Here is an 18,139-nt window from a genome sequence, read left to right on the forward strand (position 1 = left end):
CCACATTTTCCGAGCAGGTCGCGAAAGGAATTTCCGGTGTCGAACAAAGCCTCTTTGCCCGCACCCGTGCGACAGGCGCTCGCTGCGTGTCGCCAGCATTTCGTCTCGGTCGGGCTGTTCAGCGCGTTGGTCAACATCCTCTATCTCGCGCCGACCATCTACATGATGCAGGTCTATGATCGGGTCGTGCCAACCGGGGGCGTGCTGACGCTGTTCTGGATTACGATCATCGTCGCACTGGCGATCGGATGCCTGAGTGCACTCGACATGGTCCGCAACCGGTTGATGCTGCGCGCATCGATGCGGCTCAATCGCCATCTTGCCTCGCCCATTCTCGATCGCCTCATCGCGCAGGCAAAAGGCGCGACAGACCCCGCCGCCGCCCTGGCGATGCGGGACTTTGACGGTCTGCGCCAGATAATGGCCAGTCCGTCGGCGATGGCGATCTTCGATCTGCCATGGACGCCGATCTACTTCATCGTCGCCTTCGTGATTCACCCCTTGCTCGGCGCTCTGGTACTGGGCGGCGGCGCGGTCTTGCTTTGCCTCGCCCTGCTCAACGAGCGTGCGACGCGACGCGGCGCCGCCGACGGACACAAGGCGATGGCCGCGGCCTATTTGGGGCAGGAGGCGATGTTCGGCAAAGCCGAAATCGTCCGCGCGCTGGGTATGCGCCGCGCACTTGTTCGGCAGCAGATCGAGGATCGGCGACAGGGCCTCGAAGCGGGCGCGCGGACCCAGATCGCCGCATCGCGCTATACCGGGATGGTCAAGTTCGCGCGCATGTTCATGCAGTCGCTGGCGCTGGGTGTCGGTGCCTGGCTGGCCATCAATGCGGAGATTTCGGTCGGCGCGATCATCGCCGCCTCGGTCCTGCTCGCGCGCGCGCTTCAGCCAATCGAACAGATGGTGTCGGCATGGCCGATGATCGGTCAGGCGCGTCAGGCGATGGCGTCGATCGAGGCGCTGTTCCGTTCCACCGACGCGCTGGTCGGCGAGCGGCTCGTCCTTCCCGCGCCGCAAGGCTATGTCCAGCTCAGCAACATTTTGCATCGCTCGCCCGATAACAGCGCCCTCATCCTGCGCGGCGTGTCGACCTGGATCGTGCCCGGTGAAGTGCTGGGCGTGATCGGCCCGTCGGGTGCGGGCAAGACCACGCTCGCGCGGATCGCAGCGGGGGCGATCCCGCCCGATGGCGGCGAAATCCGCATCGACGAGGCGCAATATGCCGACTGGGATCCCGAAAGACTGGCGGCGCATATCGGCTATCTGCCACAGGAGCCCACCTTGCTGCCGGGATCGATCGGCGAGAATATTTCCCGCTTTGCCGCCGCGCGGGGCGAACATGTCGCGGATATCGATCACAAGGTCACGCGCGCTGCCATCGCCGCCGGCATCCACGACCTGATCCTGCATCTGCCGGGCGGTTATAATGCGCGGCTTGGCGACGGCGGCCTTCGCCTGTCGGGAGGACAGGCACAACGCGTCGCGCTGGCCCGCGCGCTTTATGGCGATCCGAAGCTGCTCATTCTCGACGAGCCCAACGCCTCGCTCGACAGTCAGGGCGAGGAAGCGCTGGGCGAAGCGATCCGGGCCGCCAAGGCCAGACAGGCAGCAATACTGATCGTCACCCATCGCCACGCCGCACTCCGTGATGCCGACCGCCTGGCGGTGATGAAGAACGGCACGATCGAGCATCAGGGTCCGCGCGAAGAGATACTCGAAATCCTGCGCCAGGGGGCGGCGGCAGCAGCCAATGTCGTCAAGATGAAACGGGGATAGGCATCATGAATGCGATCAGCTTTTCGGACGAACTGCACGGCGATCCGTTACCGAGCGACGCGATGGATTCGCCCAAGCGCGAACTGCGTTCCGGTGCGTTGATCGGCGGCGCATTCTTCATCGGACTGCTCGGCTGGGCGGCGATGACGCCGCTCGATGCAGGCGCGCTTGCCCAAGGCAACGTCGCTGTATCGGGAAACCGTCAGGCGGTTCAGCATCGCGACGGCGGCATCGTCACCGCGCTTGCAGTCCAGGAAGGCGCAACCGTTGCACAGGGCGATGTGCTGCTCAAGATTTCGGCATCCGATGTCGTCGCGACCGAGCGTGGATTGACTGCCGAGGTCATCGCGCTGCTCGCCCAACGGGCCAGGCTGGTTGCCGAGCGGGACGGCGCGCGCGAAATTCTGGAGCCGAGCGAGTTTTCGACCAGCCTGGCGGGCGAACGCGCGTTTGCCGAAGAAGCGATGCGCGGCCAGCGGTTGTTGTTCGAAGCGCGACGTCGGTCGGTCGAAACCGAACGCGGCGTACTGGGCCAGCGCATCGCCCAGCACAGCAGGCAGATTGGAGGTTATGGTCACCAGATCGGCTCGAACCGGACACAACAACGACTGATCGCCGAGGAGCTGGGTGGGTTGCGGACCTTGTCGAGCCGCGGCTTCGTATCGGCGAACCGCATTCGGGCGATCGAACGGTCGGCCGCCCAACTGGATGGCGATTTCGGTGCATTGCAGTCCGATATCGCGCGGCTTGAAGAAGCGATCGGCGAATCCCGATTGCAGATGGTGTCGATGGACCGGCGGATGCTCGAGGAAGTGGCGACCCAGTTACGCGACGTGCAGGTCCGGCTCGACGAACTTCGCCCGCGCCTGTTGGCGACGCGCGAGCGGCTGACCCAATCGGTGGTGCGCGCACCTGCGGGCGGGCTGGTCGTCGGGCTGAAGATTTTCACGGTCGGAGGCGTCGTCGCACCGGGCGAAATGCTGATGGAAATCGTGCCACAGAACAAGGCGCTGGTGGTGTCAGCCAAGGCAGCGCCCAATGATGCGGACGACCTGATGGTCGGCATGGAAACCCAGGTCCGCTTCTCGGGCATCCAGGAACGCAGTCTGCCAATCCTGAAAGGAAAGCTGACAAAGGTGTCGGCGGACAGTCTGGAAGACCAGCGCACGGGTCTCCAGTATTTCGAGCTCGAGATCACGGTTCCGCCCGAAGAACTGGCGCGCATCGCCGCGTTTCGTGGCGAGAACGGGCTTCGCGCCGGAATGCCGGCAGAGGTCATGATCCCCTTACGCAAACGCACCGCGCTCGGTTACCTGATCGAACCGCTAACCCAAACGTTCTGGAAAGCAGGTAGAGAGCAATAAGTGCTGCTGAGAATGTATCCTCGAAAGCTATCGGGTGCGTGTGGACAAACCGGACCGCGCCCCGGATGGCTGCATCCAATTCCAAGTTCGCATGGCACGAACACCTTGCACCAGCGTTCGTGCCGCCTAGGTCCGGTCGAACTTGCTGCGACCTGAGCTGGGTGGCAGTCTCGGCGGCAAGGTCGTTCTGGATTTCGAGCCTGAAGGATTGGCCTGCCGATTTAAAGCGGCTCTGCCGCCGCATTCGAGCAGCCCCTGGACTGACCAATATGGAGGTGGCCCCTTAAATGACTGCCAGGGTTTCGCTCCGGCCCTACCATCGGCCTTCAAAAGCCGATTTTCTGCTTTTGCCAGTTCCCGAGCAAAAGGTGCAATTCAGCAACCGGCCCAGTTTCAGTCACGGAAAATCGACATTCTCCAATGATTTGAGTGCCCTGCTTTGTCCTCTGTGGGGCACCACTTACGGTCAAAAACGTGTACTGCCGTTGCGGCATTGGCGGCAAGGCCGAGCGACTAGTTTATTCATGCCGTGATGATTGGCCAATGCCGGTCGCCAAAATCTGGACGCATGCGGAACGAACGAGCGCATCAGCTTTCGTCATGTTTCCCAGCCTTGCTCGAAACGGACGGGGAGAAGGGCTTCGACGCGCAGCCCTGTGGATAACTTGTCCGGCAGGTGAGTCTTTCCGGCCACACGCTAGGGGTTGGGGCTGTGGATAAGTCGCGGACTCAACATCTCGTTTGTCCAGAGGGAAAGCGTTCACGTTAACCATTTCGTAAGCCGTTTCGTTAACCAATGTTCGCTTGACGCAGCGGTGGGGTCGCCGGGATATCCTGCGCTCCAACAACCGGGGGCAATGATGGCGGTAATCGAAAAGGCGCGGGTGAGCCGCGTAAAGAAAGAGGCGGCGCTCGCGCCCGCGCTCCCGCTCGACCAGATTTTGATGGACGATTGCGTTGCCGCGATGAAGGCGCTGCCCGCTGCATCCATCGACATGATCTTCGCCGATCCGCCCTACAACCTCCAGCTCGGCGGCGACCTGCTGCGTCCCGACGGCAGCCAGGTCGATGCGGTCGATGACGAGTGGGACAAGTTCGACAGCTTTGCCGCCTATGACCGCTTCACCCGCGCCTGGCTGAAGGAAGCGCGGCGCATCCTGAAACCCAATGGCTCGATCTGGGTGATCGGCAGCTATCACAACATCTTTCGTGTCGGCACCGCAGTGCAGGATCTGGGCTTCTGGATCCTGAACGACGTGGTGTGGCGCAAGGCCAATCCGATGCCCAATTTCAAGGGCACCCGCTTCACCAACGCGCACGAGACGTTGATCTGGGCGTCGATGGGGGAGAAGGCGCGCTATACGTTCAACTATCGGACGATGAAGACACTGAACGACGAATTGCAGATGCGATCGGACTGGGAATTCCCGATCTGCGGCGGGCAGGAGCGGTTGAAGAAGGACGGCGTCAAGGTCCATCCGACCCAGAAGCCCGAGGCGCTGTTGTACCGCGTGATGCTGGCGACGACGAAGAAGGGCGATGTCGTACTCGACCCGTTTTTCGGGACGGGGACGACGGGCGCGGTCGCCAAGCGGCTGGGGCGGCGGTTCATCGGGATCGAGCGCGAAATCGGTTATATCGAGGCCGCGAAGGAGCGGATCGCCGCCGCCCTGCCGCTCGACGAATCGGCAATCACGACGATGCAGGCGGGTCGTGCCGCGCCGCGCGTTGCCTTCGGTTCGCTGATCGAAAACGGGTATCTTAGGCCCGGCGCAGTGCTGAGCGATGCGAAGCGGCGGTGGCGCGCAGAAGTCCGCGCCGACGGGTCGCTGTCGTGCGACGGGGTCGAGGGGTCGATCCACAAGCTGGGCGCGACATTGCAGGGCGCGCCGTCGTGCAATGGCTGGACCTTCTGGCATCACGAGACGGCGGACGGGTTGAAGCCGATCGATACGCTGCGGCAGACGTATCTGCTGGCGACGCAGCCCTGATGTCCTTCCCTCCGTTCGTCTCGAGCGAAGTCGAGAAACGCGATCGTCGGGCTGGCGGACGTTTCTCGACTTCGCTCGAAACGACCGGTTAGGGGTTGGTGATGATTCAGTTTCCCCCCATCTCCCCCGACGCCCGCCTCTATCTCCGGCCCGAGCGGTTCATCGATTCGCCGGTGGGGCGCGATGGGGCGTTTGCACGGCTGGCGGGCGGGATGCTGTTTCATTCGGGTTACGATTTGATCGTTGCCGAGGGTGGCAAGCGGGTCGCTTCCTTGGCGGTCGATGTGGCTGACCTCGACGCGGTAATGGGCGCAGTGTCGGAAGCGCAGGCCGCGCGATTGCGCGACCAGCACGCTCGGCTCGCCGCGCCGCGCCCGGCGATGACGCTGGGCGAGCGGGTGCTGCGGTTCGACCAGCCGCAGGTGATGGGCATCCTCAACGTCACGCCCGACAGTTTTTCCGATGGCGGCGCGCATGACGGCGATTCGGCGGGCGCCGCCGAGGCAGGCGCGCGCTTGGCCGAGGCCGGGGCGGCGCTGATCGATGTCGGTGGCGAATCGACGCGGCCCGGGGCGGCGACCGTATGGGAAGGCGACGAAGTCGCGCGCGTGGTGCCAGTAGTCGAGCGGCTGGCGCGGGGCGGCAATCTCGTGTCGATCGACACGCGCAAGGCCGCAGTGATGGAGGCGGCGCTGGGCGCGGGGGCGGCAATCGTCAACGATGTCGCGGCCCTTGCCTATGACGATCGCGCGGTCGAGGTCGTGGCGCGCGGCGGTTGCCCGGTGGTGCTGATGCATTCCCCCAACCCGAAGGGCGGCGGACATGGCGAGATGCCGCCCGGTGACGCCTTGCTCGCGGTCTATGACTGGCTGGAGGCGCGGATCGACGCGGTAGCGGCTGCGGGCGTGGATCGCGCGAAGATCATCGTCGATCCGGGAATCGGCTTTGGCAAGACAGTCGCGCAAAATCTGGCGCTGATGAACGGGTTGGCGCTGTTCCACGCGCTGGGGTGCCCGGTGCTGCTGGGTGCCAGCCGCAAGCGGCTGATCGGGGCACTGTCGAACGAAGCGCCCGCGAGCGAACGACTGGGCGGCAGCCTGATGCTCGCGATGAAGGCGGTGGAAAGCGGATGTCAGATCATCCGCGTCCACGATGTGATGGAGACGGTGCAGGCGGTCCGCGTGTGGCGGGGATTGCGGGATGCCGCACTGACCCAGCGATTGGGTTGACCAAATCCAATCCCCACTTCGTTTCGAGCAAGGTCAAGAATCCTGCGCTGGACTCGATGGAGCGTTTCTCGACTTCGCTTGTAACGAACGGGTGAGAGATCGGGAGTGATTACAGCAAATAGCCGCCATCGCTGACCAGCACGCTGCCGGTGATGAGCGAAGCCGCATCCGATAGCAGGAATGCGATCTGTTCGGCGATCTCCTCCGGCTTGGCATAGCGGCCGAACGGGGTGGCCATTGCCGCCAGCTCGGCTAAGGCGGCGTCGCGGCCAATTTCTGAGGCACGGTCGGCGAACATCGGGACCGCGTCCCAAATGGGAGTTTCGACGCCTGCGGGGGCAATCGCGTTGACGCGGACGCGGCGGGGCGCGGCTTCCCTGGCGGCGACCTTGGTCAGGTGGATGAGCGCGGCTTTGGACGCGCCATAAGCGGCGACGCCGGGTTCGGGCTTCAGCCCCGACGCGGAGGCGACGGTGACGATCGCGCCGCCGTCGTTGATCGCGCGAAGGGCGGCGCGCAGCGTCAGGAAGGCGCCGTCGAGATTGACGCCGAGGATGCGCCGCCATTCGGCGTAATCGTGGCTGGCGATGGGCGACGCGCCGGCGACCCCTGCGTTGACGACGGCGAGATCGAGGTTGGCGAGGTCGAGGCGATCCCACAGCGCTTCGTCCGATACGTCGCCGGGGATGCTTTCGATGGAGCAGGCGAGCTGCAGCGCTTCGAGAGAGGCGGCGTCGCGGTCGACCAGGGTCAGGTGCTTGGCGCCGTTGGCGGCGAGATGTTGTGCGGCGGCCTTGCCGATGCCGGATGCGGCGCCGGTGATGAGCGCGGTTTTACCGGTGAATGTCTGGGTCATGATCGACAGGCTAACGGCTTTTGGCAAGACCGGTTAGCGGTTCCGCCGGTATTTTACGCGACGTGCTGGTCGATGCCGAGTTCGCCGAGCTTGCGATAGAGCGTCGAACGACCGATCCCCAGTCGCCTTGCGACTTCGGTCATGCGGCCGCGGTAATGGCCGATCGCCAGGCGGATGACATCGGCTTCGATTTCTTCCAACGCGCGCAAATTGCCGTCGCTGCGGAACAGGGTGATGCCGCTGGTCGCGGCCAGCGCGGTGCGGCTGCCGGTGGTCGATCGTCCTTCGGAATGCGCCGCGATCTGGGGGAAGTCCGCCCGCGTCAACGCATCGCCGTCGCACAGTACCGCCGCGCGGAACAGCGCGTTGTGGAGTTGGCGGACATTGCCCGGCCAGTCGTAGCTGGCGAACAGGCCGATCGCTTCGTCGGTGATGCCCAACGGGCGCAGGCCCGGCTGCTTGGCGATGCGCGACAACAGGTGCCGCGACAAGGCGGGCAGATCGCCGATGCGGTCGCGCAAGGGCGGGATCGTGACCTGAACGACGTTCAGCCGGTAATATAGGTCTTCGCGGAAGCGGTCGGCCTCGACTTCCTCGATCAGCGTCTTGTTGGTCGCGGCAATAACCCGGACATCGATGTCGATGCTGCGGCGCGCGCCGATCGGGTGGATTTCGCCGGTTTCCAGCAGGCGGAGCAGCTTTACCTGCGCCTCCAAGGGCATTTCGCCGACTTCGTCGAGAAAGATGGTGCCGCCATCGGCTTCCTGGAAACGCCCGATCTTGCGCTCGAACGCGCCGGTGAACGCGCCCTTTTCGTGCCCGAACAGCTCCGATTCGACCAGGTTCGACGGGATCGCGCCGCAATTGACCGAGATGATCGGCTTTTTCGAGCGGGGCGACGCCGCGTGGATGGCCTCTGCGACCACTTCCTTGCCGACGCCGCTTTCGCCCTCGATCAACACCGGCACGCGCGAGCGGGCCGCTTTTGCGGCGATGGCGAGCGCGGCGCGAAACTGGGGCGCGGCACCGACGATCTCGTCGAAGCCCAGCGGGTGCGAGAGTTTTTCGGTCAGCGGGCGAAGCTCGCCGCTGGCGCCGCTGCCGACGGCGGCCTCCAGCGCACCGAGCAGGCGTTCCGGCGCAATCGGCTTGGCCAGGAAATCGCTGGCGCCCGCGCGCATCGCCGATACCGCCGCGCCGACCGAGCCGTTGGCGGTGAGCATCAGGATGGGCAGCGCGGGGCGGTTCTCGCGCAATTCGGCGATCAGCGCGGGCGCGTCCGAATCGGGTGCCCAGCTGTCGAGCAGGATCGCGTCGAGCGCCATGCCGTCGGGCGTGCCGAGCGTCGCCAGCGCCTGTTCGGCGTCCTTGGCAAAGATGGTGCGCCACGCGCGACGCGCAGCGATTGCGGCGACCAGACGGCGCTGTGCCGGTTCGTCGTCGATCAGCATCAACAGGCGCTGGCCGTTACGCGTCATGCATCCACTTCCCGAATCTGTCCCATATCGAGGCAGATTTACAGGCCAAGGCGTAAAGACGGGCTTAAACGCGGCGAAGCGCGAGCGGACTTGAGGGAAAGCGCGGTGCTGGCTAGAGAATGGACCACGGGTTTTGAAAATTCAGGGGACGATCATGGCCGGTAACGGCAATATGAAGCAGGCCGAGGGCACCTATTCGGGTTTCACCGTGCTGATGAAATGGGGCACCATCGCCAGCGCCATCGTCGCGGCATTCGTTGTCTGGTTGATCGCATAAGGTGCGGATCGCGGTCCTGAAGGAAGGCGCCGCGAACGAGCGGCGGGTTTCGGCCACGCCGGAGACGGTCAAGAAATTCATCGCCCTGGGCGCCGACATGGCGGTCGAGGCAGGTGCGGGCGCGCATGCGTCGATCAGCGATCAGGCCTATGCCGACGCAGGCGCGACGGTCGGCGACCGCGCAAGTGTGCTGGCGGGCGCGGACATCGTGCTGGGCGTGCAGGGGCCGGACCCCGACAGCCTGGGCGGCGTGAAGCCGGGCGCGTGGCTGGTTGCCGGGCTCGATCCGTTCGGCGAGCGCGAGCGGGTGAACCGTTATGCCGCGCTTGGACTGGAGGCGCTGGCAATGGAATTCATGCCGCGCATCACGCGCGCGCAATCGATGGATATCCTGTCGTCGCAGGCCAATCTGGCCGGATATAAGGCGGTGCTCGATGCCGCAGGCGAATATGGCCGCGCCTTTCCGATGATGATGACCGCCGCCGGGACCGTCTCGGCGGCGAAATTGTTCGTGATGGGCGTGGGCGTCGCCGGATTGCAGGCGATCGCGACCGGACGGCGGCTGGGCGCGCAGGTGTCGGCGACCGATGTGCGCGCCGCGACCCGCGAGCAGATATTGTCGCTGGGCGCGAAGCCGATCTTCGTCGAGAATGTGAAGGGGATCGAGGGTGAGGGATCGGGCGGCTATGCCACCGAAATGTCCGACGAATACAAGGCGGCCCAGGCCGAGCTGGTATCGAGCCACATCGCCAAGCAGGATATCGTCATCACGACGGCGCTGATCCCCGGACGGCCCGCACCGCGGCTGATTTCCGACGCTCAGGTCGCGAGCATGAAGCCCGGCAGCGTGATCGTCGATCTGGCGGTCGAACAGGGCGGCAATGTCGAAGGGGCGGTCGCGGGCGAAGTCGTCGAGCGCCACGGGGTCAAGATCGTCGGCCACAGGAACGTGCCCAGCCGATTGGCGGCGGATACGTCGGCGCTTTTCTCGCGCAACCTGTTCAATTTCCTCTCCGCCTTCTGGGACAAGGAAACGGGGCGTCCGGTGCTGGACGAAGAGATCGGCAACGCCGTGCGGGTCACGCAGGGTGGCAAGGTTGTGAGCGAGAGGTTGCTCTCTTGATCCTCCCCGACACGGGGAGGGGGACCGCGCCCGCAGGGCGTGGTGGAGGGGGCGTGCCCCGACAGCTTCGACCTGAAGTGGCGCTGGCCCGTCGCCAACGTCGCGCCATGACCTATCCCGAAGTGCTGTTGTGGCAGCGACTTCGTGGCAGTGCCGCAGGTATGCGGTTCCGCAAGCAGCATCCGATTGGGCAGTATGTCGTCGATTTCTACTGCGCGAGTGCAAAACTCGTGATCGAGGTTGATGGCGACATCCATTCGCAGCCCGCTGCGGTCGAACACGATGCTCGTCGCGACCGGTTTTTGAGCGATAATGGCTATCGCTTAATTCGTATCGTTGCCGTCGATATTATCCGCAATGCCGATGCGGTGGCAGCGTCGATCGGGTCGCTTGCCGCACGCCCCCTCCACCGTCCTTCGGACGGTCCCCCTCCCCGTGCCGGGGAGGATCAGGAGTAGATCATGGACTTCATTTCGATCTTGTCGATTTTCGTGCTGGCCTGTTTCGTCGGCTATTATGTCGTGTGGTCGGTGACGCCTGCGCTGCACACGCCGCTGATGGCGGTGACCAATGCGATTTCCTCGGTCATCATCGTCGGCGCGCTGATCGCGGCGGCGGCGGCGGGCGTGCCGGGGGCCAAGTGGCTGGGACTGCTGGGAGTGGTCCTCGCCAGCATCAATATCTTTGGCGGGTTCGCGGTCACCGCGCGGATGCTGGCGATGTACAAGAAGAAAGAACGGCCGGCGGCCAAGTGATCGCGGGACGTGAGGGGGAGTGTGAGCGATGCATGAAGCGGTGAACCCCTGGGTGGCGCTGGCGTACCTGATTGCGGGGGTGTGCTTCATCCTCGCGTTGCGCGGGCTGTCGTCCCCGGAAACCGCGCGGCGCGGCAATCGCTATGGCATGATCGGCATGGGGATCGCGGTCGTCACGACGCTGGTGATGCATCTGCCAGGATCAATGGTCACACGCGCAGGACAAATATGTAATCAGCTCTATGTGGCAGGCAGCCAGCTAAACCAAACAGACGCTGACCCATCCTGCCAAAGAATCGATTATGCGGCAGCTTTTGAAATTGATTGGATCACAGCCGCCGAAATATTGGCCGCCATTGCCATTGGCGCGGTGATCGGACTTACCATTGCGCGGCGGATCGCGATGACGGCGATGCCGCAGCTGGTCGCGGCGTTTCACTCGCTGGTCGGGATGGCGGCAGTGCTGGTGGGGGTCGCGGCCTATTTGAATCCGCAGGCGTTTGGCATCACCGATCCCGACAGCGGCCTCATCAATGCGGTCAGTTCGATCGAGCTGGGGCTGGGCGTCGCGATCGGGGCGATCACCTTTTCGGGATCGGTCATCGCCTTCCTGAAACTCAACGGCAACATGTCGGGTAAGCCGATCCTGCTGCCCGGACGGCACGTCATCAATCTGGGGGTGATGGCGGCGATCCTGGGCGGCGTCGGCTATTTCACCGTCGAGCAAAGCCCGGCGCTGTTCTTCACCATCACCGCGCTCGCCTTCCTCGTCGGGTTCCTGCTCATCATCCCGATCGGCGGCGCGGACATGCCGGTCGTCGTGTCGATGCTCAACAGCTATTCGGGCTGGGCGGCCGCGGCGATGGGCTTCACGCTTGGCAACACCGCGATGATCGTCACCGGTGCGCTCGTCGGATCGTCGGGTGCGATCCTCAGCTACATCATGTGCCGGGCGATGAACCGCAGCTTCATCAGCGTCATCGCGGGTGGCTTCGGCGGCGACAGCGGCGGCGGATCGGGCGATGCGCAGGCGATAGACCGGCCGTGGAAGCGCGGATCGGCGGAGGATGCTGCGTTCCTGATGAGCCAGGCCGAACAGGTCATCATCGTCCCCGGATACGGCATGGCGGTAGCGCAGGCGCAGCACGTCCTTCGCGAAATGGCGGAAAAGCTGCAGGAGCACGGCGTCCGCGTGAAATACGCGATCCACCCGGTGGCAGGGCGGATGCCGGGGCATATGAACGTGCTGCTCGCCGAGGCGAACGTGCCCTATGAAAACGTCTTCGAGCTGGAGGACATCAATTCGGAGTTCGCGCAAACCGACATCGCTTTCGTCATCGGCGCGAACGACGTGACCAACCCGGCGGCCAAGACCGACAAGTCCTCGCCCATCTACGGCATGCCGATCCTCGACGTGGAAAAGGCCAAGACCGTGCTGTTCATCAAACGGTCGATGGGCGGAGTCGGCTATGCGGGCGTCGATAACGAGGTCTTCTACCGCGACAACACGATGATGCTGCTGGCGGACGCGAAGAAGATGGTCGAGGAGATCGTCAAGTCGCTCGACTGAGGTGCGCGGATTGCGCGAGTTCGATCCAGATCGGAGATATTCGCGCTGGCATCCGGGCGATGAGCCAATAGGTTCGTGCGAACAGAGCATGAACCGAAACGGGGGCGTCATGGATCGCGACATGTGGGGGATGCAGGGAAAGGGCGCGGTCGATGCGCTGAGCGTGATTGTCGCGGGCGACGACGCGGCGGGGCTGGCGGCGGCGGCCAAGGCCGTCGGGATCGCCGGCGGGCGGTTGGTGGCCGAAGTGCCGCTCGACCGGTTGGGCGAACGGCTGGCCGGGCAGGTCGCGGTCGACCTCATCCTGCTGGAATGTGCGGGGGCGAGCCCGCACGCCGTCGATCGCGCCATCGATCAGCTTTTGACATCGGATCATGGTGTCGATGCCGGTGAGGATGGCGGCGGGGTGCCGGTCATCGCGGCGATCGATGTCGATCAGATCGATCCGGTGTCGGCGCGGCTGCATGGGCGCGGCGTGCAGCTGCTGTGTGCGCCCAGCCTGGCCGAGCGCACCGCGGCGATCGCGCTGGTGCGCGAGGCAAGCGGCGGCGCGGCGCTGTCCGACCTGGCGCGCGAGAGCGAGCATGAGCGGCTGAAACGGCTGGACGAGGATGTCGCGCGGATCGCCGATGCGCTGGCGCGGCTGACGGGGCGCGACCCGATGCGCGCGGCCGATGGCGAAGGACGCCCGCGCGGCGTAACCTTGCACGAGGCGCCGTTACGCTATGGCGCGCCGCCCGCAGTCCCGGCGACTAACGAACTTGCGCTTGCCGGCAAGATCCGCAGCGCGATCAAGGCGCGGCGGATGCGCGACCAGTTTTTCGAGGCGACGTTGTTTGCCGATCCGGCCTGGGACATGCTGCTCGACCTGTTCGCGGCAAAGCTCGAACATGCGCGGGTGTCGGTATCCAGCCTGTGCATTGCCGCCGCGGTTCCCCCGACGACGGCGCTGCGCTGGATTTCGACGCTGAGCGAAGCGGGGCTGATCGAACGCGAAGCCGACCCGCTGGACAAACGGCGCGCGTTTATCGGCTTGTCGGAAGCGGCGGGCGAGGGGATGCGGGGTTATGTCGCAGCGGTCGAGCGGGCCGGGTTGACGATGGGGTGAGAGGGTGTCGCGCTACCTCAAGAGCGCAGCATGCGCCTGATCCCAGCTTTCCGCACATCGCGCCGCGAGCAGGCCGCCGCCCCCGCTTGCGGCACGATATCTCTCGCCTCCCGGTCGAGCGACATGGCCGCCAGCTTCCGTTAGGAACAAGGCGCCTGGGGCGTGATCCCAAGGAAGCGTGCGCCAGTATAGGGCGAAGTCCTCCTCTCCGGTAGCGATTGCGGGATATTCTGCTCCGCAACACATATATCCAGGTAATTGCTCGCCGATGTTTCCGGCCCGCGCCTCGACGATCGTGCGGATATCTGGCGGCATGAAGCGACCGAAAACCGCGCCGCGTAATTGATCTGCGCCTCTTGACCCTTTTGCAGTCGTGACACGATTGCCATCCATCCAGGCGCCGCTGCCTCGTTCGGTAACAGCAAGCCTCCCGGTTACGGGATCGAGCATCCAGGCGGCGATCGTTTCGCCGTTGGACAGCAGTGCAACCATCAATGCGAACGGAGTGCGGCCGGCTGCAAAATTGGCGGTGCCGTCAAGCGGATCGACCAGCCAGACATCTCCTTGGTCGAGAGCGGACAGTTGCGAAGGATCGACTGCCGATGCCTCCTCGCCCACGACGCGGCTTCCCGGTCGAAGAGAGAGCAAGGCGCTTGTGATTGCTGCCTCGGCCTCGCGGTCGGCGATGGTCACGATTTCGCCTGGAGACTTTTCTTCGATATCCCCCGAACGCAACGTCTGAAAGCGCGGCATGACGACCGAGGATGCGACATCCCGTAACAGTTGTGCGATCCGGTCCATCATGGCAATCACATGCCATGTCGCGAACGGCGACGAAACAGCCATGAAATGGGTTTTGCCGGAGCGCAGTTGCTTCCCACCGCGTATTGACCAATGCCCCAAACCCGCTACACGCGCAGCTTCCGGGCATCCGGGCGATTAGCTCAGTTGGTAGAGCATCTCGTTTACACCGAGAGGGTCGGCGGTTCGAGCCCGTCATCGCCCACCATTTCCTGGCTTTCCCTTACAGACGCCGCACAAGGCGGACGGCTTCGGCGATCCAGGCGGGGTCTGTGACGACTTGCTGGCGCTGGCCGCTGCCCAAGGGGAGCAAGTGGAGCTTGCCGGGGGTGTCGCCAGCGGGGGCTTCGCGACCGATCAAGCGGCCGAACAGATAGCGGCCTGCGGGGCGGGGAACCAGGATGTCGCGGTTGAGCGCGTTGACGAAATGTTCGGGGTCGAGGCGCTCGCACCAGATGTCGTCGCCGCTGCGATAATCGCCGATCCCGGCATGGACCGTGACCGCGACGAGGCGCGGAGTCGGCTTCGGCGGGGTGACGCGCCATTTATGGCGCGGGGCACTGGCGCCGTCGGCGTCGAGCATCGCGGCGACCGGGATGTCGGGGCGGTCGGGCATCGCCACCAGGTCCGACGCATCGACACCGAGCGCGTCGGCGATGCGGTTGAGCCAGCCGACCGAGACCGTGCGGGTGCCGGTTTCTAACCGTCCGATCGTTTGCGCAGTGGTGGGCGGATTGCAGCGCTGGGCGACCTGATCGAGAGTCAGGCCCTGAGCGCGGCGGACTTCGCGGATGGCGGTAATCATCACCCAGCCTTTCATTAACCGATCTGGTTTTTCTTCTTTCCTACAATGTGCCGTTGATGGCAAGCGGCGATTCTGGTTATGGGAGAAATGTGGATGCGCGAATTGGTGGAGCGACGGCTGGATGCGGGGGTGGCACTGCCGGGACGCGGGCGTAGCGTTACCGTCAATCTGGGCGAATCGGCGCTGAGCTGGCTGGGCGCGCGCAAGCTGATCGATTCGCGGCAGATCGAGGCGGGAGAACGGCTGCGCGGCGATTACGAGCGCGCGTCGATCGCGCCCAGTGTTACGATGCGGTGGGATGCCACGCCGCGCGGGCGTTCGGGCGAGGCGCTGGACCCGACCACCGCGCAGATCGAAGCGAAACGCCGGTTCGACGCGGCGATCGCGGGCGTGGGGCCGGGTCTGAGCGACGTGCTGTGGCGCGTGGTGTGCGCCGACGAGCGGCTGGCCGATGCCGAGCGGGCGCTGGGTTGGCCTCAGCGCGCGGGCAAGCTGGTGCTTGGGTTGGCGCTCGACCGGTTGGCCGAACATTACGCGCTCAGGCGGTAGGCGTGGGCTTGGGGCGGCGGAGGAAGCGGCCATAGAGCGCGCCGATGCCGATCAGCGCGAGCCCCAGGCCGAGAAACGACAGGACGCGGAGCACGCCGTCGAGCCGTGCGGCATCCAAGAGAAAGACCTTGAACGTGACGGCGGTGAGGAGGGCGATGCCGAGGGTGCGCAGGTCGCGCTTTTCGGTCGCGATGCCGCGCCAGAGCCAGAACAGGCCGATGCCCAGAGGGACGGCGGAATAGCCCCAGTTTTCGGTGACGCCGATGCCGCCGGTGAGGATGTCGCCCTGCGCGAGCTGGCGGACGAGGACGACCCCCGCGATCAAGGTCGTTGCGGCGGCAGACAGGCGCAGCCAGCGGCGTGGCGGCATTGTCCAGAGCCAGAAGGCGGCAAGCGCGGCGTGCGCGACTGCGAAATTGGCGACCGGGACCGCGCCGACCGACTGCGGTACGAAGACGGGGTTGAAGACGATCAGGTCGAACCAGAGGATTCGGAACAGCGCGAGTGCAGTGAGTGCGGCGGCCAATTTGGTCGCGCGGTCGCTGCGGTGGAGCTGCCAGGCGGTGGCGAGCAGCGCCTGGGTGATGAGCACGCGCTCGAGGAAGCCGTTGGCGACGAATGCGGATGGCGTGGCGATCGCGAAGACTTGCTTGGCGAGGATGTGGAGCGCGATCAGCGCTAGGGCGGTGGCGATCAGCGCGACCTGTGGGCGGTGGGTGGCGAAGGTGGTGGGGCGCCATTTGAGGAGTGCGAAGACGGCGATGGCGGGGAGCGCGAAGCTGCGCAGTGCAGCCAGCGGATCGGGAAGCGCGACATAGATCAGCGCGTTGCCGGTGAGGCCTTGCGATGCGGCGCCGAGCCATTCGGTCAGCGGTTGCGCGGCGGCGAGGATGGCGGCGGCGAACGCTAGGGTCGGGAGGCGTGCGAGGTCGCGATCGGGCGTCTGGTCGGCCCACCAGGCGAGCGCCGCCATTGCGATGACGATCGGCAGCGCGACCCAGGCGAAGGGAACGAGGCGATCGAGGGCGAGGACGAACAATATCGCGGCGAACGCGCTGCCGAGGGTCAGGCCCGGGTCGCGGGTGTCGACCAGCGCGCGGCGTCGCCACGCGAGGCTGGCGCAGGCGGCCGCGAGCGCGAGGCCGGTCGCCATCCAGAGCGTATCGGCCATGCGCGGGGCGATGGTGCCAAGCGCGATGATCCAAGGGCCCGCGGTGCCCGCAATGGCAACCAGCGACCAGTTGCGATCGCGCGTGGCCAGCACATGACCGGCGCCGCCGAACAACAGGGTTGCGACGACCGCCATCCACGGGGCTGCGCCGGGCTGGGGCTGGAACAGCGCGGTCGCGAGCAGGACGAGGACGAGCAGGGCCGCACCCACGACGGCGATGACGAGGCGCGGGTCGCGCCATGCAAGGATGAGCGCGGCGGCAGAGAGGGTAAGGTAGAACCCCCATGCCAGCAGGGAGAAATCGAGCGCGGGGGCGAGCAACAGGAGTTGGATCAGCCCCGCGGCGAGCGGAAGAAGGCGGACCCAGCCGCGTCGCATCTCGGTCGCGGGGAGCGCGAGGGTCGCGCCGATCGCGAGCAGGACGACGAACAACCCGACGGCGGGGAGATCGCCGGGGCCGAGCAGAAACAGCAACAGGTTGATCCAGGCGAAACCGCTGGCCGTCGCGGCCAAGGCCAGCCATGCCCAGCCGCGGTGGATGGCCAGCCCGAACAATGCCGCCACGAACAGGCCCAGATAAACGAGCAAGGGCCCGATGCCCGCCACGTCGAACCCGGCGATCAGGGGTGCTGTAAACCCGCCCACCAGCGCCATCACGGCCGTCGGTGGCCCGTGGCGCAGTGCGAGGACCAGGCCCGCTGCGGTGACGGCGATCATCAGAATGAAGGCGGGCAACGCGCCGATCAGGTCGTAGAGCGCGGCAGCCATGTACAGCGTGCCATAGGCGGAAGCGATGCCCGCACCCGCCAGCACCTGGCCGATGCGCGGGTCGTCGGCGGTGGCGGGGATGCGACGCGCGGCCTCGCTCGCGGCGATGAGCGCGGCGGCGAACAATGCGGCGAGGACGACGCGGACGCCGGGCCCGAGCAGCCCGGATTCGATCGACCAGCGCACGAGAAAGAAGCCCGCAAGGACGAGGGCAGCGCCGCCGATCCAGATGGGAAGACGACCCGCGATCATCGATTCAAGGTCGATCGGCGCGCGCGGCGGCCGTGCGTCGGGCGCGGGTGTCGAAGGTCCGGCCTGAACCCGTTCGGCGATCGACGATATGTCGTGCTGCCCAAGCAGCGACTCAAGCCGGTCGGCGCGTCGCTCGACCGCGGACAGCCGGCGATGCTGATGGACCGCGACGCCGGTCAGGACCAGCACGGCGAGCAGCAGCAGTCCGATCACCCAGAACATCCGTTACGCATCGCGAGGGCTTTTCGCACAAGGTAGCG

General features: G+C 65.5%; 16 protein-coding genes and 1 tRNA gene. 12 read left to right on the forward strand and 5 right to left on the reverse strand.

The features are described from left to right. Positions 1-36: 36 nt before the first annotated feature. The 4 genes from ACX0GZ_RS04760 to folP all read left to right on the forward strand — a co-directional run bounded on the left by ACX0GZ_RS04760 (position 37) and on the right by folP (position 6,366). The gene (locus tag ACX0GZ_RS04760) at positions 37-1,782 is read left to right on the forward strand and encodes a type I secretion system permease/ATPase (protein WP_458813904.1); all 1,746 of its coding nucleotides are present in this window, start codon (positions 37-39) and stop codon (positions 1,780-1,782) included. Positions 1,783-1,787: 5 nt separating this feature from the next. Further along, the gene (locus ACX0GZ_RS04765; protein WP_458813906.1) at positions 1,788-3,146 is read left to right on the forward strand and encodes an HlyD family type I secretion periplasmic adaptor subunit; all 1,359 of its coding nucleotides are present in this window, start codon (positions 1,788-1,790) and stop codon (positions 3,144-3,146) included. A gap of 860 nt (positions 3,147-4,006) precedes the next feature. Beyond that, a complete protein-coding gene (locus ACX0GZ_RS04770) occupies positions 4,007-5,137 on the forward strand; it encodes a DNA methyltransferase (protein ID WP_458814328.1) in 1,131 nt (376 codons plus the stop codon). A gap of 101 nt (positions 5,138-5,238) precedes the next feature. Then, complete coding sequence (folP, locus tag ACX0GZ_RS04775; protein ID WP_458813908.1) at positions 5,239-6,366, forward strand: dihydropteroate synthase; 1,128 nt, start codon at positions 5,239-5,241, stop codon at positions 6,364-6,366. A gap of 109 nt (positions 6,367-6,475) precedes the next feature. On the opposite strand, the gene ACX0GZ_RS04780 is transcribed toward folP, so the two are convergent. Together ACX0GZ_RS04780 and ACX0GZ_RS04785 are read right to left on the reverse strand one after the other, a co-directional pair. Beyond that, on the reverse strand, positions 6,476-7,222 hold the full coding sequence (locus ACX0GZ_RS04780; protein WP_458813910.1) for an SDR family NAD(P)-dependent oxidoreductase: 747 nt from the start codon (positions 7,220-7,222) through the stop codon (positions 6,476-6,478). A 53-nt stretch (positions 7,223-7,275) separates the two neighbouring features. After that, positions 7,276-8,700 (reverse strand): sigma-54-dependent transcriptional regulator, encoded by a 1,425-nt coding sequence (locus tag ACX0GZ_RS04785; RefSeq protein WP_458813912.1) that lies wholly within the window; start codon positions 8,698-8,700, stop codon positions 7,276-7,278. A 154-nt stretch (positions 8,701-8,854) separates the two neighbouring features. Between ACX0GZ_RS04785 and ACX0GZ_RS04790 the strand changes: the two genes are divergently transcribed. The 6 genes from ACX0GZ_RS04790 to ACX0GZ_RS04815 all read left to right on the forward strand — a co-directional run bounded on the left by ACX0GZ_RS04790 (position 8,855) and on the right by ACX0GZ_RS04815 (position 13,533). Next, positions 8,855-8,977, forward strand: a complete 123-nt coding sequence (locus ACX0GZ_RS04790) for an aa3-type cytochrome c oxidase subunit IV (RefSeq protein ID WP_458813914.1) — start codon at positions 8,855-8,857, stop codon at positions 8,975-8,977. 1 nt (position 8,978) lies between these two features. Further along, positions 8,979-10,100, forward strand: a complete 1,122-nt coding sequence (locus ACX0GZ_RS04795; RefSeq protein WP_458813916.1) for a Re/Si-specific NAD(P)(+) transhydrogenase subunit alpha — start codon at positions 8,979-8,981, stop codon at positions 10,098-10,100. Between the two features lie 77 nt (positions 10,101-10,177). Continuing rightward, a complete protein-coding gene (locus ACX0GZ_RS04800; RefSeq protein WP_458814330.1) occupies positions 10,178-10,558 on the forward strand; it encodes an endonuclease domain-containing protein in 381 nt (126 codons plus the stop codon). 3 nt (positions 10,559-10,561) lie between these two features. Beyond that, positions 10,562-10,855, forward strand: coding sequence for an NAD(P) transhydrogenase subunit alpha part 2 (locus tag ACX0GZ_RS04805; RefSeq protein WP_458813918.1), 294 nt, complete (start codon positions 10,562-10,564; stop codon positions 10,853-10,855). A gap of 28 nt (positions 10,856-10,883) precedes the next feature. Next, entirely contained in the window at positions 10,884-12,425 is a 1,542-nt protein-coding gene (locus ACX0GZ_RS04810; RefSeq protein ID WP_458813920.1) for an NAD(P)(+) transhydrogenase (Re/Si-specific) subunit beta, read from the forward strand. A gap of 109 nt (positions 12,426-12,534) precedes the next feature. Beyond that, entirely contained in the window at positions 12,535-13,533 is a 999-nt protein-coding gene (locus tag ACX0GZ_RS04815) for a hypothetical protein (protein WP_458813922.1), read from the forward strand. A 12-nt stretch (positions 13,534-13,545) separates the two neighbouring features. Here ACX0GZ_RS04815 and ACX0GZ_RS04820 read toward each other — a convergent pair whose 3' ends face one another. After that, positions 13,546-14,379: an inositol monophosphatase family protein gene (locus tag ACX0GZ_RS04820; RefSeq protein ID WP_458813924.1), complete on the reverse strand. Its 834-nt coding sequence runs from the start codon at positions 14,377-14,379 to the stop codon at positions 13,546-13,548. Between the two features lie 87 nt (positions 14,380-14,466). Here ACX0GZ_RS04820 and ACX0GZ_RS04825 point away from each other — a divergent pair. Continuing rightward, positions 14,467-14,542 (forward strand) — tRNA-Val (locus ACX0GZ_RS04825). Positions 14,543-14,557: 15 nt separating this feature from the next. Here ACX0GZ_RS04825 and ACX0GZ_RS04830 read toward each other — a convergent pair. Next, complete coding sequence (locus tag ACX0GZ_RS04830; protein WP_458813926.1) at positions 14,558-15,139, reverse strand: helix-turn-helix domain-containing protein; 582 nt, start codon at positions 15,137-15,139, stop codon at positions 14,558-14,560. Between the two features lie 93 nt (positions 15,140-15,232). On the opposite strand from ACX0GZ_RS04830, the gene ACX0GZ_RS04835 reads away from it, so the two are divergent. Continuing rightward, a complete protein-coding gene (locus tag ACX0GZ_RS04835; RefSeq protein ID WP_458813928.1) occupies positions 15,233-15,688 on the forward strand; it encodes a DUF6456 domain-containing protein in 456 nt (151 codons plus the stop codon). Here ACX0GZ_RS04835 and ACX0GZ_RS04840 read toward each other — a convergent pair. Continuing rightward, complete coding sequence (locus ACX0GZ_RS04840; protein ID WP_458813930.1) at positions 15,678-18,101, reverse strand: DUF2339 domain-containing protein; 2,424 nt, start codon at positions 18,099-18,101, stop codon at positions 15,678-15,680. The genes ACX0GZ_RS04835 and ACX0GZ_RS04840 overlap by 11 nt on opposite strands. Between the last annotated feature and the right edge of the window lie 38 nt (positions 18,102-18,139).

It is taken from the genome of Sphingomonas aestuarii, from assembly GCF_054457155.1.

What these genes read in the sequence shown, in the direction of transcription:
- ACX0GZ_RS04765 (WP_458813906.1), top strand. Translation starts at nt 1,788, where the DNA reads ATGAATGCGATCAGCTTTTCGGACGAACTGCACGGCGATCCGTTACCG.
- ACX0GZ_RS04770 (WP_458814328.1), top strand. Translation starts at nt 4,007, where the DNA reads ATGGCGGTAATCGAAAAGGCGCGGGTGAGCCGCGTAAAGAAAGAGGCG.
- folP (WP_458813908.1), top strand. Translation starts at nt 5,239, where the DNA reads ATGATTCAGTTTCCCCCCATCTCCCCCGACGCCCGCCTCTATCTCCGG.
- ACX0GZ_RS04780 (WP_458813910.1), bottom strand. Translation starts at nt 7,222, where the DNA reads ATGACCCAGACATTCACCGGTAAAACCGCGCTCATCACCGGCGCCGCA.
- ACX0GZ_RS04785 (WP_458813912.1), bottom strand. Translation starts at nt 8,700, where the DNA reads ATGACGCGTAACGGCCAGCGCCTGTTGATGCTGATCGACGACGAACCG.
- ACX0GZ_RS04790 (WP_458813914.1), top strand. Translation starts at nt 8,855, where the DNA reads ATGGCCGGTAACGGCAATATGAAGCAGGCCGAGGGCACCTATTCGGGT.
- ACX0GZ_RS04805 (WP_458813918.1), top strand. Translation starts at nt 10,562, where the DNA reads ATGGACTTCATTTCGATCTTGTCGATTTTCGTGCTGGCCTGTTTCGTC.
- ACX0GZ_RS04810 (WP_458813920.1), top strand. Translation starts at nt 10,884, where the DNA reads ATGCATGAAGCGGTGAACCCCTGGGTGGCGCTGGCGTACCTGATTGCG.
- ACX0GZ_RS04815 (WP_458813922.1), top strand. Translation starts at nt 12,535, where the DNA reads ATGGATCGCGACATGTGGGGGATGCAGGGAAAGGGCGCGGTCGATGCG.
- ACX0GZ_RS04820 (WP_458813924.1), bottom strand. Translation starts at nt 14,379, where the DNA reads ATGGCTGTTTCGTCGCCGTTCGCGACATGGCATGTGATTGCCATGATG.
- ACX0GZ_RS04830 (WP_458813926.1), bottom strand. Translation starts at nt 15,139, where the DNA reads ATGATTACCGCCATCCGCGAAGTCCGCCGCGCTCAGGGCCTGACTCTC.
- ACX0GZ_RS04835 (WP_458813928.1), top strand. Translation starts at nt 15,233, where the DNA reads ATGCGCGAATTGGTGGAGCGACGGCTGGATGCGGGGGTGGCACTGCCG.
- ACX0GZ_RS04840 (WP_458813930.1), bottom strand. Translation starts at nt 18,101, where the DNA reads ATGTTCTGGGTGATCGGACTGCTGCTGCTCGCCGTGCTGGTCCTGACC.